Origin of the sequence: Cupriavidus pauculus, from assembly GCF_002858765.1 — a bacterium.
In the GTDB taxonomy this organism is placed as follows: domain Bacteria; phylum Pseudomonadota; class Gammaproteobacteria; order Burkholderiales; family Burkholderiaceae; genus Cupriavidus; species Cupriavidus pauculus_B.
Genome location: NZ_PJRP01000001.1, coordinates 961,863 through 977,288 on the forward strand (window position 1 = coordinate 961,863; position 15,426 = coordinate 977,288).

At 65.5% G+C, this 15,426-nt stretch carries 16 protein-coding genes; 7 read left to right on the forward strand and 9 right to left on the reverse strand.

Annotated elements, in window-relative coordinates; all coding sequences use genetic code 11:
• Window positions 1-50: 50 nt before the first annotated feature.
• From CYJ10_RS04340 to CYJ10_RS04350, 3 genes are all read right to left on the reverse strand, one after another.
• Window positions 51-812, reverse strand: coding sequence for an SDR family oxidoreductase (locus CYJ10_RS04340; protein ID WP_101680289.1), 762 nt, complete (start codon window positions 810-812; stop codon window positions 51-53).
• A 73-nt stretch (window positions 813-885) separates the two neighbouring features.
• Entirely contained in the window at window positions 886-1,125 is a 240-nt protein-coding gene (locus CYJ10_RS04345; protein ID WP_092594942.1) for a hypothetical protein, read from the reverse strand.
• Window positions 1,118-2,554 carry an aldehyde dehydrogenase family protein gene (locus tag CYJ10_RS04350; RefSeq protein ID WP_101680290.1) on the reverse strand — a complete coding sequence of 479 codons (1,437 nt, stop codon included), beginning with the start codon at window positions 2,552-2,554 and terminating at the stop codon, window positions 1,118-1,120. The genes CYJ10_RS04345 and CYJ10_RS04350 overlap by 8 nt, the downstream gene beginning before the upstream one ends.
• A gap of 184 nt (window positions 2,555-2,738) precedes the next feature.
• Between CYJ10_RS04350 and ppa the strand changes: the two genes are divergently transcribed.
• Both ppa and CYJ10_RS04360 read left to right on the forward strand, forming a co-directional pair.
• Entirely contained in the window at window positions 2,739-3,266 is a 528-nt protein-coding gene (ppa, locus tag CYJ10_RS04355; RefSeq protein ID WP_101680291.1) for an inorganic diphosphatase, read from the forward strand.
• A gap of 138 nt (window positions 3,267-3,404) precedes the next feature.
• Window positions 3,405-3,983 carry a cytochrome b gene (locus CYJ10_RS04360; RefSeq protein WP_101680292.1) on the forward strand — a complete coding sequence of 193 codons (579 nt, stop codon included), beginning with the start codon at window positions 3,405-3,407 and terminating at the stop codon, window positions 3,981-3,983.
• A gap of 25 nt (window positions 3,984-4,008) precedes the next feature.
• On the opposite strand, the gene CYJ10_RS04365 is transcribed toward CYJ10_RS04360, so the two are convergent.
• Complete coding sequence (locus CYJ10_RS04365) at window positions 4,009-5,205, reverse strand: GNAT family N-acetyltransferase (protein WP_101680293.1); 1,197 nt, start codon at window positions 5,203-5,205, stop codon at window positions 4,009-4,011.
• A 165-nt stretch (window positions 5,206-5,370) separates the two neighbouring features.
• Here CYJ10_RS04365 and CYJ10_RS04370 point away from each other — a divergent pair, with 165 nt between their 5' ends.
• Both CYJ10_RS04370 and glnK read left to right on the forward strand, forming a co-directional pair.
• Complete coding sequence (locus tag CYJ10_RS04370) at window positions 5,371-7,452, forward strand: NAD(+) synthase (RefSeq protein ID WP_101680294.1); 2,082 nt, start codon at window positions 5,371-5,373, stop codon at window positions 7,450-7,452.
• A gap of 116 nt (window positions 7,453-7,568) precedes the next feature.
• Window positions 7,569-7,907, forward strand: a complete 339-nt coding sequence (gene glnK / locus CYJ10_RS04375) for a P-II family nitrogen regulator (RefSeq protein ID WP_061957551.1) — start codon at window positions 7,569-7,571, stop codon at window positions 7,905-7,907.
• A gap of 69 nt (window positions 7,908-7,976) precedes the next feature.
• On the opposite strand, the gene CYJ10_RS04380 is transcribed toward glnK, so the two are convergent.
• The 3 genes from CYJ10_RS04380 to trxB all read right to left on the reverse strand — a co-directional run bounded on the left by CYJ10_RS04380 (window position 7,977) and on the right by trxB (window position 10,389).
• Window positions 7,977-8,624 (reverse strand): trimeric intracellular cation channel family protein, encoded by a 648-nt coding sequence (locus CYJ10_RS04380; RefSeq protein WP_101680295.1) that lies wholly within the window; start codon window positions 8,622-8,624, stop codon window positions 7,977-7,979.
• A gap of 27 nt (window positions 8,625-8,651) precedes the next feature.
• Window positions 8,652-9,320: a Smr/MutS family protein gene (locus tag CYJ10_RS04385; RefSeq protein WP_101680296.1), complete on the reverse strand. Its 669-nt coding sequence runs from the start codon at window positions 9,318-9,320 to the stop codon at window positions 8,652-8,654.
• A 115-nt stretch (window positions 9,321-9,435) separates the two neighbouring features.
• Entirely contained in the window at window positions 9,436-10,389 is a 954-nt protein-coding gene (gene trxB, locus CYJ10_RS04390; protein ID WP_101680297.1) for a thioredoxin-disulfide reductase, read from the reverse strand.
• A 181-nt stretch (window positions 10,390-10,570) separates the two neighbouring features.
• Between trxB and CYJ10_RS04395 the strand changes: the two genes are divergently transcribed.
• From CYJ10_RS04395 to CYJ10_RS04405, 3 genes are all read left to right on the forward strand, one after another.
• Complete coding sequence (locus CYJ10_RS04395) at window positions 10,571-12,901, forward strand: DNA translocase FtsK (RefSeq protein WP_101680298.1); 2,331 nt, start codon at window positions 10,571-10,573, stop codon at window positions 12,899-12,901.
• Window positions 12,902-13,029: 128 nt separating this feature from the next.
• Window positions 13,030-13,665 (forward strand): outer membrane lipoprotein chaperone LolA, encoded by a 636-nt coding sequence (gene lolA, locus CYJ10_RS04400; protein WP_101680299.1) that lies wholly within the window; start codon window positions 13,030-13,032, stop codon window positions 13,663-13,665.
• Window positions 13,666-13,704: 39 nt separating this feature from the next.
• Window positions 13,705-14,139 carry a hypothetical protein gene (locus CYJ10_RS04405; RefSeq protein ID WP_101680300.1) on the forward strand — a complete coding sequence of 145 codons (435 nt, stop codon included), beginning with the start codon at window positions 13,705-13,707 and terminating at the stop codon, window positions 14,137-14,139.
• Window positions 14,140-14,186: 47 nt separating this feature from the next.
• On the opposite strand, the gene CYJ10_RS34035 is transcribed toward CYJ10_RS04405, so the two are convergent.
• Complete coding sequence (locus tag CYJ10_RS34035; protein ID WP_180862834.1) at window positions 14,187-14,357, reverse strand: hypothetical protein; 171 nt, start codon at window positions 14,355-14,357, stop codon at window positions 14,187-14,189.
• Between the two features lie 283 nt (window positions 14,358-14,640).
• A complete protein-coding gene (locus CYJ10_RS04410) occupies window positions 14,641-15,324 on the reverse strand; it encodes a hypothetical protein (protein WP_101680301.1) in 684 nt (227 codons plus the stop codon).
• Window positions 15,325-15,426 lie beyond the last annotated feature (102 nt).

Genomic DNA, 15,426 nt, shown 5'->3' on the forward strand with positions numbered 1-15,426 from the left:
AGTACGACGTTACCGCGGGTTGGAAAGCAAATCGGCGAGGGATCGGCGGGCTAGACGCAGCGCCCGCCATCCACCTCGATGCAGGTGCCGGTGATGAAGCTGGCGTCGTCCGATGCCAGGTACAGGCAGGCGTTGGCCACATCCCGCGGTGTGGACATGCGCCCCATGGGGATGGTCGCCAGAAACCTGGCGCGGTTCTCGGGGGTATCGGGTACGCCCATGAACTGCTCCAGCAGGCCCGTGGCACCGATCACCGGATTCACACAGTTAACGCGGATATTGTCGGGGCCCAGTTCGGCGGCCATGGCCTTGCTGGCCACGATGACGGCGCCCTTGCTGCCGTTGTACCAGACCAGCCCGGGGCGCGGGCGGATGCCTGCCGTCGAGGCCACGTTGACGAAGTTGCCGCCGCCACGCTGGCGGAAGTGCGGGATGAAGTGGTGCGCCGACCAGTAGATGCTCTTCACGTTGACCGCGTAGACGCGGTCGAACTCTTCCTCGGTGACTTCCAGGATCGGCTTGTTGCGATGGGTGGTGCCGGCGTTGTTGACCACGCAGTGGACGTCGCCGAAGGCGGTCAGCGTGGCATCGCGCATCGCGGCCACGTCGTCGCCCTGCGATACGTCGGCGCGTACCGCGTCCGCCTTGCCGCCCGCGTCACGAATGGCCGCGGCCACGCGATGGGCAGCGTCGAGGTTCAGGTCGGCCACCATCACGCTTGCACCTTCCCGCGCGAACGTATGAGCGATGCCTTCCCCAAAGCCCGAGCCGCCGCCCGTCACTACCGCTACCTTGCCAGCCAGTCTGGTCATTGCCTTGTCTCCAGTTGGTGAAGCCCGGCGCGGTCTGTTGCCGCACTACGGGCGGAACATCGGAATTATCGAATCAGTGGAAGGGGCCTTTGTTCTGCAGGGCGTTGGCCACCATCATGATGCCCAGCAGGAAGGGCAGGGCCACGTAGAGGCACCAGTGGACGCGGTCGCCTACGGTGTCGCCCCACTTGCGCTTGAATACCTGCAGGCGGGGCATGCCGGACGGATTGGTGGCGCGCTTGTTGCGCACGTGCCAGGCCATCCAGAAAAAGAAGATGGCGAACGTGACCGATAGAAAGTTGATGCTACCCATGTTGAATGGCGATGGTTTTCAGAGTGGTGAATCCGTACAGGGCCTCGAAGCCCTTCTCGCGGCCATAGCCCGACTGGCCTGTGCCGCCGAACGGCAGCTCGACGCCGCCGCCGGCGCCATAGTTGTTGATGAAGACCTGGCCGGCCCGCAGCTTGCGCGCCAGCCGCATCTGGCGGCCGCCGTCGCGCGTCCAGACACCGGCCACCAGCCCGTACGCGGTGCCGTTGGCCAGGCGGATGGCCTCGTCCTCGGTATCGAACGGCATGGCGGCCAGCAGCGGGCCGAAGACTTCTTCCTGGGCCAGCCGGTGCGTGTCGGGCACGTCGCGGAACAGCATCGGCACCTGGTAGAAGCCGGACTCCGGCGCATCGCCCACGATCTGGCCCTGCGCCATCACCGAGATGCCGGCGTGCTGGGCATCGGACACGAAGTCCCATACGCGTTGCTGCTGCTTGCGGCTGATCAGCGGGCCGCATTCGAGATCAAGTTCCGACGGGCCGACGCGCAGCGCCTCGAACACGCCGGACAGGCGGTCGAGCAGGGCCTCGTAGACGGGCCGCTCCACCAGCAGGCGGCTGCCGGCCGAGCAGGTCTGGCCCGCATTCTGCACGATGCCGTTGACCACCACGGGCAGGAGCGCGTCCAGGTCGGCATCGGCAAAGACCACCTGCGGCGACTTGCCACCCAGTTCCAGCGTCACCGGCACGTGGTTCTCGGACGCCAGTTGCGATACGAGCTTGCCGGTCTGCGGCGACCCCGTGAACGAAATATGGTTGATGCCCGGATGACGGGCCAGCGCCGCGCCGGCCTCGTGGCCGTAGCCAGTGACGATGTTCAGCGCGCCTTCCGGCAGCCCCGCTTCGGCGGCCAGTTCGGCCACGCGCAGGATCGACAGGCAGGCGTCCTCGGCCGGTTTGACCACGCAGGCATTGCCGGTGGCCAGCGCCGCGCCCACGCTACGGCCAAAGATCTGCAGCGGGTAGTTCCACGGGATGATGTGGCCGGTCACGCCATGCGGTTCACGCACGGTGAGTACCGTGTAGCCGGTGGTGTAGGGAATGGTCTCGCCGTGCAGCTTGTCGGCCGCGCCGGCGTAGAACTCGAAATAGCGGGCCACCGCGCGGGCATCGGCGCGGGCCTGACGCAGCGGCTTGCCGGTGTCGCGCGCCTCCAGCGCGGTCAGTTCGTCTTCGTGCTCGATCAGCTTGAACGCCAGGCGGTTCAGTAGGCGCACGCGGTCGGCCGGGTTCATCACGCCCCATTCGCCCTCGAAGGCCTGGCGGGCGGCGCGCACGGCCACGCTGATATCGGTGGCATTGCCGCGCGCGATCTCGGCGAACGGCTCGCCGCTGGACGGGTCGAACACCTTGATGCGCAGGCCGGAATCGGGGGCGATCAGGCGATTGGCGACGAAATGCTGGGCATGCATGCAGGTCTCCAAGGCTCCGGTTATGGAGCAAATGCTGAAATCGGGAATGCCGCATTATCGCGCACCGCGCCGGGCACGCAAGGCATTACACGTCACATGTCGCTGCGGCGGCTGTCAGGCTGCGGTCAGGGCCGACCCGCTATAATGCCGCCCATCCCATTCCACAGGTATTCGGAGAACTCGCATGAGCTTCAACCTCGTCTCCCCGGGCAAGGACCTTCCCAACGATTTCAACGTCATCATCGAGATCTCCGCGCAAAGCGATCCGGTGAAGTACGAGGCCGACAAGGAAACCGGCCTGCTGTTCGTGGACCGTTTCATTGGCACGGGCATGCGCTACCCGGCCAACTACGGCTTCATCCCGCAGACGCTGTCGGGCGACGGCGACCCGGTGGACGTGCTGGTGCTGACCCCCTTCCCGATCCTGGCCGGTGCCGTCGTGCGCTGCCGCGCCCTGGGCATGCTGAAGATGACCGACGAGTCGGGCGTGGACGCCAAGCTGGTGGCCGTGCCGGTGGACAAGCTGAGCCCCGCCACCGCCCACATCAAGGGCCTGTCGGACGTGGCGCAAAATACGCTCGACCAGATCAAGCACTTCTTTGAGCACTACAAGGCACTCGAAGCAGGCAAGTGGGTCAAGGTCGAAGGCTGGGCCGGCATCGAGGAAGCCCACAAGGAAATCACCGACGGCGTGGCGAACTTCAAGAAGTAATCGCGTCGCTGGCCGATGGCCGAGGAAAACCCCGCCCGATGGCGGGGTTTTTTGTTGGGGGTGATGATCGGCGGCAAGGCCAGATGCCGGACCCCAGGGCTAAGCTTCCGGCCATTCCCCACAAGAAATGGAGTACCGATGCCTGCTCACAAAGGCACAGCAGCCGCGCTTGAAGCGGCTCCATTCGCGCGCCATGACGCCGTGGCTATTGCGTTTCACTGGCTGATGTTCGTGCTGGTGGCCGTGGCGTACGCCGCGATCGAACTGCGCGGCTTTACCGGCAAGGGCACCACCGCGCGCATGGTTGTCATGGACGTCCACGAGTGGGCGGGCGTGCTGGTCCTGGCGCTGATCGTTCCGCGCCTGATCTGGCGTGCGGTACGCGGCGCCCCGGCGCCGGAACCCTATGGGCGCTTGGGCCAACTGGCCGGCGCGGCCGTGCATGGCCTGCTGTACCTGTTCCTGCTGGCGCAGCCGATCCTTGGCGTCCTGATGATAAATGCGGGCGGACATGCGCTGACGGTGCCCGGCCTCGGTATCGACCTGCCGTCGCTGATCGCGCGCGACGCGGCGCTCAAGGACTTGCTGGGCGAGATCCACGAGACGGTTGGCAACGCCTTCTATCTGGTGATCGGCCTGCATGCGATGGCTGCGCTGTTCCACCACTACATGCTGGGCGACAACACGTTGCGGCGGATGCTGCCGCGCCGGAAATAGGCACCCCGGGGGCTGGGGCGGCGCTTCAGCCGCCGCCAGCCGGCCGCGCGAACGGGTTGCGGTCGTTCAGCTCGTCCAGGTAGGCATCCATGCCCTGGCGCTCACGTTCCAGGAAGCGTTCGACGGCGTCGGCAAAGGACGGATGCGCCAGCCAGTGCGCCGAACGGGTGGCCACGGGCAGGAAGCCGCGCGCCATCTTGTGCTCGCCTTGCGCGCCACCCTCGAACGTGCCGATGCCCTCGGCGATGCAGAACTCCAGCGGCTGGTAGTAGGCCGTCTCGAAGTGCAGGCACGGGTGGTGTTCCAGCGCGCCCCAGTAGCGGCCATACAGCGTGCTGACCGCGGGATCGGCATCGTAGACCAGCAGTGAACTGGCGATGTCCACGCCGTCGCGCGTGGCAATCACGAGCAGCAGGTTTTCTGGCATCGCCTCGCCAATGCGCCGGAAGAAATCCAGGTTCAGGTAGGGCGTGGAATGATGCTCGCGGTACGTCTGCCGGTAGCAGCGGTTGAAGAACTTCCAGGCTACGTCGTCGATTTCCGCGCCGCGCAACTGGCGAAACGTGATACCGGCTTCGGCCACGTGCCGGCGTTCGGCGCGGATGTTCTTGCGCTTCTTCTGTGACAGCGTGGTCAGGAAAGCGTCGAAGTCGGCGTAGCCGGGATTGGTCCAGTGGAACTGCACGCCGTGGCGCATCATCATGCCGGCCTCCTGCATCAGGTCGGCCTCGTGGTCGGACGGAAACAGGATGTGCAGCGACGACATCTGGCTTTCCTCGGCCAGCGCCAGCGCGAACCGCAGCAGCACCCTGCGCGCCAGGTCGTCCTCGGCCAGCATGCGTGCACCGCGCACCGGCGTGAACGGCACCGCCGCCAGCCACTTGGGGTAGTAGTCGAGTCCGTGTTGCCGATAGGCGTCGGCCCAGGCCCAGTCGAAGACGTACTCGCCATACGAGTGGGACTTGGCGTAGAGCGGCATGGCGGCAGCCAGCCGGTCGCGGCCCGGGCCCTTGCCGTCGGGCACCCAGAGCGTCAGGAAGCGGGGCGACCAGCCGGTGTCGTCGGTGGCGCTGCCGCTGGCGTGCATGGCGTGCAGGAAGGCGTGGCGCAGGAACGGCGTGGGTTCGGCCTGTGCGGCCAGCAGCGCGTCCCAGTCGGCGGCGTCGATCTCGGCAAGGTCCAGCACGATTTCCGTGCGGTAGTTGGGGCGCGAATCACTCATGAACGGGTTGGCTTGGGTGCGGGGCGAGTCTACCGGAATTGAAATTGTGCTGCAGGCGTCGTCAGCGTGACGCGGACGACGGCCTGCCACAGGGCGTCGTAGAATGCGCATATCCGTTTTCCGATGTCCACTCCCCCGACGTGCCTTCCCGGTACGGGCCCAGACATGACGCTCCCCACGCACCCCTTCTACAACCTCTATTCCCACGGCTTTGCGCGTGTGGCCGTTGGCGTGCCCGAGTGCCGCGTGGCCGATCCCGCCTACAACGCCGAACAGACCATTGCCCTGGCCCGCCAGGCCGCCGACGGCGGCGCCGTGCTGGTGGCGTTTCCCGAACTCGGCCTGCCGGCCTACACCTGCGACGACCTGTTTCACCAGCGCGCGCTGCTGCGTGAGTGCGAACTGGCGCTGCAGGCGATCGTCGAGGCTTCGGCCGGCATCCGCGCGGCCATGATCGTCGGCATGCCGGTGCTGGTGGAGCATCAGCTGTTCAATTGCGCCGTGGTCGTGGCCAACGGCGTGGTGCAGGGCGTGGTGCCGAAGACCTACCTGCCGAACTACTGGGAGTTCTACGAGGCACGCCAGTTCAGCAGTGCCGACTGCGCGGCCGTCGACACGGTGTCGCTGCTTGGCGCCGACGTGCCGTTCGGGGCCAACCTGCTGTTCGAGATCGAGAACATCCCGTTCTTCCGCTTCCACGCTGAAATCTGCGAGGACGTCTGGGTGCCGATTCCGCCGTCTTCGTTCGCGGCGCTGGCCGGCGCCACGGTACTGGTGAACCTGTCGGCGTCGAATATCGTGGTCGGCAAGTCTGGTTACCGCCATCAGCTGGTGTCGCAGCAGTCGGCGCGTTGCCTGGCGGCCTATCTCTACACGTCGGCCGGCAAGGGCGAATCCACCACCGACCTGGCCTGGGACGGCCAGGCGCTGATCTACGAAAACGGCGAGTTACTGGGCGAATCGGCGCGTTTTGCCGATACCTCGCACCTGCTGTTCGCCGATATCGATCTGGAGCGGCTGTCGCGCGAACGCATGCACCAGACGTCGTTCGGCCAAACGGTGCGCCGGCACAAGGAAGAGGTCGAAGAGTTCGACGTGGTGGCTTTCCAGATGGAACTGCCGACCACGCAGGCGCTGCCGCTGGAACGCAAGGTCGAGCGCTTCCCGTATGTGCCGGCCGACCCGCGCCGCCGCGACGAGCGCTGCATGGAGGTCTACAACATCCAGGTGCAGGCGCTGGTGCAGCGGCTGTCGTCGAGCCGGATCCAGAAGGTGGTGATCGGGGTGTCGGGCGGCCTGGATTCCACCCATGCGCTGCTGGTCTGCGCCAAGGCGATGGATCGCCTGGGCCTGCCGCGCGCCAATATCCTGGCCTATACGATGCCGGGGTTCGCCACCAGCGACCGCACGCTGAAGCAGGCGCGCGAACTGATGCAGGCCGTGGGCTGCACGGCGCGCGAAATCGATATCCGGCCAAGCTGCCTGGCCATGCTGAAGGACCTGGATCACCCGTATGCGCGCGGCGAGCCGGTCTATGACGTCACGTTCGAGAACGTGCAGGCCGGCGAGCGCACCAACCACCTGTTCCGGCTGGCCAACCACAATGGCGCCATCGTGATCGGCACCGGCGACCTCAGCGAACTGGCGCTGGGCTGGTGCACCTATGGGGTGGGCGACCACATGTCCCATTACAACGTCAACGCCAGCGTGCCCAAGACGCTGATCAGCCACCTGGTGCGTTGGGTGGCCGAAACCAGCCAGATCGGCAAGGGCGGCGAAGACGTGCTGCTGGCGGTGCTGGACACCGATATCAGCCCCGAACTGGTGCCGAGCGGGCCCGCCGCCAACGGTCAGGACGAGGCGCCCGGCCAGAAGACCGAGCAGATCATCGGGCCCTACGAACTGCAGGATTTCAACCTGTACTACACGTTGCGCTATGGCTATGCGCCATCCAAGGTCGCGTTCCTGGCGTTGCACGCCTGGGGAGACGTGGCACGCGGCACGTGGCCGAACGGCCCCCATGTGGCCCGTAACAGCTATCAACTGCCGGAAATCAAGCGCATCCTCGGGATATTCGTCGACCGGTTCTTCCGGACCAGCCAGTTCAAGCGCTCGTGCATCCCGAACGCGCCCAAGGTTGGGTCGGGCGGGTCGCTGTCGCCGCGCGGCGACTGGCGGGCGCCCAGCGACGGCGAGTCGGCAGTCTGGGTGCGCGATCTGGCCCGGATTCCGGACCAGGTGGGCTGATTCTCACGGTGACTGGCATGCCGATTGCGGGCAATGTGGGCCGTCCCGCAATCGGCGTGTGGTGTTTCGGGCTAGAATCTGACATCTTCCGACACCTTTAGAGACAGAGGCCAGCCATGAAGCAGATTACCGCCATCATCAAACCGTTCAAGCTCGACGAAGTGCGCGAAGCACTGGCCGACGTGGGCGTGACCGGTCTGACGGTGACCGAGGTAAAGGGGTTTGGCCGCCAGAAAGGTCATACCGAGCTGTACCGCGGCGCCGAGTATGTGGTCGACTTCCTGCCGAAGATCAAGATCGAGGTGGTGGTGGCTGAGAACCAGCTGGACACCGTGCTCGATTCCATCGTCAAGGCCGCCCACACGGGCAAGATTGGCGACGGCAAGATCTTCGTGACCGAAATCGAACGCGTGATCCGCATTCGTACCGGCGAGCAGGACGAAGCGGCAGTCTGAGCGGACTTGTGCATAAACAGAAAGGCCGGCTTTGCCGGCCTTTCTGTTTATGCGTTCACGTCGATACGTTCAGCTTGGCAGCTTCCATCCGAACTGGACCGACAGCAGCCGCATCCCCATCGTCACCAGCGCGCCTGACAGCAGCGCCACTTCCTGGTCCGCGCGCAGCCACGTAAGCCCCACGTATACCCAGCAGCCCACGAACGAACACGTGGCGTACGGTGAGCGGTCGCGCAGGATCATCGGCACTTCGTTGCACAGCACGTCGCGTAGCACGCCGCCGAACACGGCGGAGATGATGCCCATCATCACGGCCACGGTCGGGGTCATCTGCGCCACCAGCGCCAGCGACGTGCCCGTGACTGAGAACAGCCCCAAGCCGATGGCGTCCGCCACCAGCATCGCGCGATCCGACGCCACTGTGCTGACCACTCGGAACACCATCGCCGCACCAATCGACATCGCAAAGATCAGCAGCACGTAGTATTCGTGCTCGACCCAGTAGAACGGCCGCCGGTCCAGCAGCACGTCGCGCACGGTGCCGCCGCCAAAGGCCGTGGCAAAGGCGACGATGAACGTGCCCACGGCGTCCAGCCGCTGCTTGCGGGCATCCACCACGCCCGATACGGCGAACGCCAGTACCCCGGTAATCTCCATGACATGGAGAATCAGGGGCAGCCGCCCCATCAGCAGATCGAACGGCAGGTGAAGGTGCATAGGGGCGTGGAGAGGGCTGGCGGCGCGTCAGGGACGCGGCTGGCGCAGCAGTACCATCAGGGCGCCCGCGCCGCCTTGCGACTCGCGGGCCTGGACGAAAGCGATCACTTCTTCCTTCTGCACCAGCCAGCTGCGGACCTTGCCCTTGAGTACGGGCAGCTTGTCCGGCGAGCCGATGCCCTTGCCGTGGATCACGCGCACGCAACGCACGCCGTTGCGCACCGAACGACGCAGGAAATTCGCCAGCGCTTCGCGGGCTTCCTCGCTGCGCAGGCCGTGCAGGTCCACCTTGTCTTGCGGCACCCACTCGCCACGGCGCAGTTTCTTGATCACATCCTCGCCGATGCCGGGCCGGCGAAACGACATGGTTTCGTCGATATCGAGCAGGTTCTCGACATCGAACTCGTCGGACAGCGACGCGTCCAGCACTGCCTTGTCGTTGAGCTGGGTCTGTACAGGGATCGGCGCCGGCGCCTTGGCGGCGTGCTGCACACGGTTGCGGTCACGCAGGGAACTGACCGAGCCGATACTGGACCGGAAGACATTGGCCTCTTCCTCGGCACGCCGGGCGGCGGCCTCGGCGGCGAGCCGATCCGCCTCGCGGCGTTCGGCGTCGGCCTTGAGGTCATCACGTAGCGCAGCCAGATCGTGCAGGCCGAATCGCTTGGGAGGAGGGTTTTTTGCGCCGTGCGACATAGCGGAATCTCGAAAAGCTCGGCACCGATTATAAGGAAAACGGGGACGGCCGCTGCAAGGCGGGCGTCCCCGTGGACTTCGCGCCAGGGCTGGCCAGCGGCCGCCCTGCGGGAAATTACTTCAGTGCTTCCACATAGCGCTGGGCGTCCAGCGCGGCCATGCAGCCCGTGCCGGCGCTGGTGATGGCCTGGCGGTAGACGTGGTCCTGCACGTCGCCAGCCGCGAACACGCCCGGGATGCTGGTGGCCGTGGCATCGCCCGACAGGCCGCTCTTGGTGACGATGTAGCCGTTTTTCATTTCCAGCTGGTCCACGAACAGGTCAGTGTTCGGCTTGTGGCCGATGGCCACGAACAGGCCCGAGAGCTTGAGATCCTCGGTCTTCGACGCGTCCTTGGTGCTGCGGATGCGCAGGCCGGTCACGCCGGACTGGTCGCCCAGCACTTCATCGAGCGTATGGTCGTAACGCAGTTCCACACGGCCTTCCTTGACGCGCTGGAGCAGGCGGTCCACCAGGATCGGCTCGGCGCGGAACTTGTCGCGGCGATGGATCACGGTAACCTTGCTGGCGATATGCGACAGGTAGAGCGCTTCTTCCACTGCCGTGTTGCCGCCGCCGATCACGGCCACTTCCTGGTTCTTGTAGAAGAAACCGTCGCAGGTGGCGCAGGCGGACACGCCGCGGCCCATGAAGCTTTCTTCCGACGGCAGGCCCAGGTACTGTGCCGAGGCGCCGGTGGCGATGATCAGCGCGTCGCAGGTGTACTCGCCGGCGTCACCGATCAGGCGGATCGGCTTCTCGGTCAGGTTGGCCGTATGAATGTGATCGAAGATGATTTCGGTGTTGAAGCGCTCGGCATGCGCCAGGAAGCGCTGCATCAAGTCCGGGCCCTGGACGCCGTTAGGGTCAGCGGGCCAGTTTTCCACGTCGGTCGTGGTCATCAGCTGGCCGCCCTGGGCCAGGCCGGTGATCAGAACCGGGTTCAGATTGGCGCGGGCCGCGTAGACGGCGGCGGTGTAGCCGGCCGGGCCGGACCCGAGAATCAGCACTTTTGCGTGTTTTGCGGACATGATGCATTCCTGTAGGCAGCAAGTGGGCCGGTGCGGCATTCGCCCCGGTGTCACTCGAAACCGCCATTATATGTGGCACGGCGTTTGCCGACTGTTGCAAATTCCAATGAAGGCGATAGGGTCAGGCAAGGTTAAAATGGCCGCCATCGTCCACTTCGCACGATCGAACAGACCCTGACGCATGGCTCGCGCAACCACGACTACCCGGACCGACCCGTCGGCACTTCCATCGCGCATCGGCAAGCTGCTTGGCGAGGTGCGCTGGTTCCTGCTGCTTGCCGTGACGCTTGGCTTCCTGTGCGTGCTGGCCAGCTACAGCAAGGCTGATCCAGGCTGGTCGCATGCCAGCCAGGTGTCCGATATTCGCAACCTTGGCGGCCGCGTGGGCGCCTGGGTGGCCGACATCCTCTTTTTCATCTTCGGCTTCTCGGCCTACTGGTGGAGCGTGCTGCTGATGCGCCGTTGCTGGCGCGGCTGGCGCGTGCTGACCGCCGAACTGCCCGAGCGCGTGCCGGAGGCCCAGCACAGCACGGCCATCAGCTGGATCGGCTTCGCGTTGACGCTGGTGTCCAGCATGGGCCTGGAAGCCATCCGCATGTATCCGCTGCGCTCGGCGCTGCCGCGCGCACCCGGCGGCGTGCTGGGCGACCTGCTTGGCGGCTGGCTGCAGCTGGCGCTGGGTTTCTCGGGCGCCACGCTGCTGCTGCTGCTGATGTTTGCCATCGGCCTGTCGCTGTTCTTCCATTTCTCCTGGATTTCGGTGGCCGAGCACGTGGGCGGCTTTGTCGAAACGCTGTTCAAGGGCTTCAAGGCCCGTCGCGAGAAGAAGCAGGACCGCATCATCGGCGCGGCCGCCAAGGTGGAACGCACCGAAACCGTGGAAGTGCAGCGCGTGAAGCAGGAAGAGGCCCCCCCGGTGCAGATCGTGCGCCCGCAGGCCGTGCCCAAGCACGAACGCGTGGAACGCGAGAAGCAGCAGCCGCTGTTCGCTGATTTGCAGGATGCCGACCTGCCGCCGTTGTCGCTGCTGGACGCAGTGCCGGCCCACCAGGAAACGGTCAGCGCCGAAACGCTGGAATACACGTCGCGCCTGATCGAGAAGAAGCTCAAGGACTTCGGTGTCGAGGTCAAGGTGGTGGCCGCCTATCCGGGCCCGGTGATCACCCGCTACGAGATCGAGCCGGCCACGGGCGTGAAGGGTAGCCAGGTGGTGAACCTGGCACGGGACCTGGCGCGCAGCCTGTCGCTGGTGTCGATCCGCGTGGTCGAGACGATCCCGGGCAAGAACTACATGGGCCTGGAGCTGCCGAATCCGAAGCGCCAGAACGTACGGCTGGCCGAGATTCTGGGCTCGCAGGTCTACAACGAGAGCGCGTCGAGTCTGACCATGGCGCTGGGCAAGGACATCGCCGGCAAGCCGATGGTGGCCGACCTGGCCAAGATGCCGCACTGCATGGTGGCCGGTACCACGGGGTCGGGCAAGTCGGTGGGCATCAACGCGATGATCCTGTCGCTACTCTACAAGGCCAAGGCCGACCAGGTACGCCTGATCCTGATCGACCCGAAGATGCTCGAAATGAGCGTCTACGAAGGCATTCCGCACCTGCTGTGCCCGGTGGTGACCGACATGCGCCAGGCCGGCAACGCTCTGAACTGGGCGGTGGGCGAGATGGAGCGCCGCTACAAGCTCATGAGCAAGCTGGGCGTGCGCAACCTGGCCGGTTACAACAAGAAAATCGACGAGGCCGCGGCCAAGGAAGAAAAGATCCCGAACCCGTTCAGCCTGACGCCGGACGCCCCGGAGCCGCTGGACAAGCTGCCGACGATCGTCATCGTCATCGACGAACTGGCCGACCTGATGATGGTGGTGGGCAAGAAGGTCGAGGAACTGATCGCCCGTATCGCGCAGAAGGCGCGTGCCGCGGGCCTGCACCTGGTGCTGGCGACGCAGCGTCCGTCGGTGGACGTGATTACCGGCCTGATCAAGGCCAACGTGCCGACGCGTATCGCATTCCAGGTCAGCAGCAAGATCGATTCGCGCACGATCCTGGACCAGCAGGGCGCCGAAGCGCTGCTGGGCATGGGCGACATGCTCTACCTGGCGCCCGGCACCGGTCTGCCGGTGCGGGTGCACGGCGCGTTCGTATCCGACGAGGAAGTCCACCGCGTGGTCGACAAGCTCAAGGAGGGCGGCGAGGCCAACTATATCGAGGGCATCCTCGAAGGCGGGCTGGTCGATGGCGATGGCGCAGGCGACAGCCTGGGCGGCGGCGCCGGCATTGGCGGGGGAGGCGGCGAAGTCGATCCGCTCTATGACCAGGCCGTGGAAGTGGTGATCAAGAACCGCCGGGCGTCGATTTCGCTGGTGCAGCGGCATCTGCGCATCGGCTACAACCGCGCGGCACGGCTGCTGGAAGACATGGAGAAGGCCGGCCTGGTCTCGGCCATGTCGGGCAACGGCAACCGCGACATCCTGGTGCCGGCCGGCAGCAGCGCCACGGCAGAAGACTGAAGCCGTCCCCCTCCGCACAGGCTGAAGTGACGGGTAATATACCGTTACGCCCGTCACAGCCTGTCGCGGAATTGCCGATCCGCGGCGTGCTCTAATTGGACATCAGCCAAATCGTAAGGGAAGGATCCATGCGACATCGCATTCTCGCGCCGCTGTGCGCGACGCTGGCGCTGCTGGCCGCCGTGCCGGCCGCGCACGCTGCCGCCACCGACCAGCTGCAGACCTTTGTGACCAGTGTGAAGAGCGCCCGTGGCGAATTCACGCAGAAGCAGATCAAGGGGCAGGGTGCCGATGCCAAGGTGGCCGGCACGTCGAGCGGTACCTTTGCGTTCGCGCGTCCCGGCAAGTTTACGTGGCGCTATATCAAGCCATACGACCAGCTGCTGCAGGCCGATGGCCAGACGCTCTATATCTACGACAAGGACCTGAACCAGGTCACCGAGCGCAAGCTGGACAATGCGCTGGGCTCCAGCCCGGCCGCCATCCTGTTTGGCAGCAACGACATGTCGAAGAATTTCGACGTGAAGAACGGCGCCACGCGCGATGGCGTGGAATGGCTGGAACTGACGCCGAAGGCGAAGGACACGCAGTTCGAGCGCATCGGCATTGGCTTCAAGAGCGGCAACCTCGAAGCGATGGAACTGCGCGACGCGTTTGGCAACACCACGATGCTGACATTCACGGGCATCCAGAAGAATCCGTCGCTGCCGGCGGATACCTTCCGCTTCACGGTGCCGAAGGGCGCCGACGTGATGAAGCAATAAGGCGCGAGACAGCCGCCAGACAGACGCCAGAGGACAGCCATGAAAGACGCCCCCGCCTTCCCCCGACTGCCGAGCCTGCGCCCGGTATCCCGCCTGGCCGCCCCTGGTGGCGCGCTGGCTGCTGCGCTGGTCCTGTCCGCCTGCGCGCACAGCCAGGCCAGCAAGTTCGATGTCGACGCATTCCTGCGCGGCTCGGACACCGCGTTGTCCGAGGTGCTGGGCAACCCCGACTTCCTGAAAGCCACGCGTATCGCGCAGAACGAATGCGCCACGCTGCTCCAGTCGCCGCACAACGGCGTGCTGGAAGACCTGCCCGCCAGCAACACGGCGCGCGGGCCGGCATGGGTGCTGCATCCCGCCGGCACCCCTGACAAGGTCTGGCTGATCGTCGGGCAGGCCAATGGGGACCGCAGTTGCCACGGCCCGTTGCCCGCGGACGCGATGAAGACCCTGACCGAGCGGGCCAAGGGCTGACGTACCCCGCGCAGCCAGCTTCGCAACGACAGCGCGAGGTTGGCGACCTAGGTCGCCAATGATTCGCGGGCGTAGCGCTGGCGCGGTTTGGGCAGCGCCTGCAATTGCTCGCGCCGGATGCGGATGGCTTCTTCATTGCCACGCTTGATGGCAGCGCGCAGCTTCAGCATCGCTTTCTTGTACTGCTTCTTCTTGCGCATGCGGGTGGTGATGGCCATGGCAGTGGTGTCCTCCTGATCCTGTCAGGCCGGTGCGGGCGCGCCGGCTGCCAGTCATGGTACGGCGCCCCCATCCCGGCGCGCCCCATTTCAAAAGAATTCAGATCGACATCCCAAAGCGCGCATTGCGCAGCGCATCATGGCTGTCGCGCCGAGGTGTTGCTCAAGCGCCATATTTTGCCGGCATCCCAAACTGTGCGTCGCGGCGATCCACCAGGATAACAGCGTCGTGCTGTACGACCCGCCTTGTGCCAACTGGGCGCCCTGAGCGCCCAGTCCCGCCTCAGAGCAGAAAGCGTCGGTTGTCGTTTTCCTCGTAGCGAGGTTCCACCTTGCGGAATTTGAGCTTGGTGCTGCTCTTGAGCTTGCGGCCCGCCATCTTTCGTTGCAACTGGCGGTGGACGGCGCGGATGTGGCCAACCGAGTCCTGCGCGTATGGCTTGCCATCGGTCGCGCCGGCCAGCCCGCCGCCGGCGGCCAGGGCCTCGTTGTGAGCGGCCGCTGACCGCGCGATCAGCACATCCAGGTACTGGCGGGCGCGCACGGCGGCGTGCAGCATGCCGTCGGCGGGATTCTGCTTGGCGCGCACGGCGTCCTGCGGCAGGCGCACATTGGCGGCGATACGGCGCAGCGAGGCGCGCACTTCGGCGCCGTCCATGTCGGCGTCCTGGACGATCCAGACCGCGTCGTGACGGATCCAGCCTTCCACGTCGATCATGCGGCGCAGCAGCGCCGCCTGTAGTAGGCGGCCGCCGTAGCGTCGGGTGCGGCGGATGGCGGCAAGGCCGATGCGACGCACGTGCGCGTTTTCATGCTCGAACAGGTCGGTGATGACCTGATCGGCCTCTTCCTGCGATTCGATCAGTTCGGCAAACTGCCCGGCCAGCGAGATTTCTTCCACGCCGTTGAGCTTGTTCTTGCTCGCCAGCCGGTTCAGCTTGAACATCAGCATGCGGTATCGCAGCATACAAATCCCCGAATTTCGCAAACAGTGAGTGGTTCTGAAGTGAGCCGCCGGTCGTTGTGCCGGCGTCGACCTTCCCGCGTGCATGAAACGCGGGCCATTGGG

What these genes read in the sequence shown, in the direction of transcription:
- CYJ10_RS04405 (WP_101680300.1), top strand. Translation starts at nt 13,705, where the DNA reads ATGAAAGACGCCCCCGCCTTCCCCCGACTGCCGAGCCTGCGCCCGGTA.
- CYJ10_RS04395 (WP_101680298.1), top strand. Translation starts at nt 10,571, where the DNA reads ATGGCTCGCGCAACCACGACTACCCGGACCGACCCGTCGGCACTTCCA.
- ppa (WP_101680291.1), top strand. Translation starts at nt 2,739, where the DNA reads ATGAGCTTCAACCTCGTCTCCCCGGGCAAGGACCTTCCCAACGATTTC.
- CYJ10_RS04380 (WP_101680295.1), bottom strand. Translation starts at nt 8,624, where the DNA reads ATGCACCTTCACCTGCCGTTCGATCTGCTGATGGGGCGGCTGCCCCTG.
- CYJ10_RS34035 (WP_180862834.1), bottom strand. Translation starts at nt 14,357, where the DNA reads ATGGCCATCACCACCCGCATGCGCAAGAAGAAGCAGTACAAGAAAGCG.
- CYJ10_RS04410 (WP_101680301.1), bottom strand. Translation starts at nt 15,324, where the DNA reads ATGCTGCGATACCGCATGCTGATGTTCAAGCTGAACCGGCTGGCGAGC.
- CYJ10_RS04385 (WP_101680296.1), bottom strand. Translation starts at nt 9,320, where the DNA reads ATGTCGCACGGCGCAAAAAACCCTCCTCCCAAGCGATTCGGCCTGCAC.
- CYJ10_RS04345 (WP_092594942.1), bottom strand. Translation starts at nt 1,125, where the DNA reads ATGGGTAGCATCAACTTTCTATCGGTCACGTTCGCCATCTTCTTTTTC.
- lolA (WP_101680299.1), top strand. Translation starts at nt 13,030, where the DNA reads ATGCGACATCGCATTCTCGCGCCGCTGTGCGCGACGCTGGCGCTGCTG.
- CYJ10_RS04340 (WP_101680289.1), bottom strand. Translation starts at nt 812, where the DNA reads ATGACCAGACTGGCTGGCAAGGTAGCGGTAGTGACGGGCGGCGGCTCG.
- CYJ10_RS04370 (WP_101680294.1), top strand. Translation starts at nt 5,371, where the DNA reads ATGACGCTCCCCACGCACCCCTTCTACAACCTCTATTCCCACGGCTTT.
- CYJ10_RS04350 (WP_101680290.1), bottom strand. Translation starts at nt 2,554, where the DNA reads ATGCATGCCCAGCATTTCGTCGCCAATCGCCTGATCGCCCCCGATTCC.
- glnK (WP_061957551.1), top strand. Translation starts at nt 7,569, where the DNA reads ATGAAGCAGATTACCGCCATCATCAAACCGTTCAAGCTCGACGAAGTG.
- CYJ10_RS04360 (WP_101680292.1), top strand. Translation starts at nt 3,405, where the DNA reads ATGCCTGCTCACAAAGGCACAGCAGCCGCGCTTGAAGCGGCTCCATTC.
- trxB (WP_101680297.1), bottom strand. Translation starts at nt 10,389, where the DNA reads ATGTCCGCAAAACACGCAAAAGTGCTGATTCTCGGGTCCGGCCCGGCC.
- CYJ10_RS04365 (WP_101680293.1), bottom strand. Translation starts at nt 5,205, where the DNA reads ATGAGTGATTCGCGCCCCAACTACCGCACGGAAATCGTGCTGGACCTT.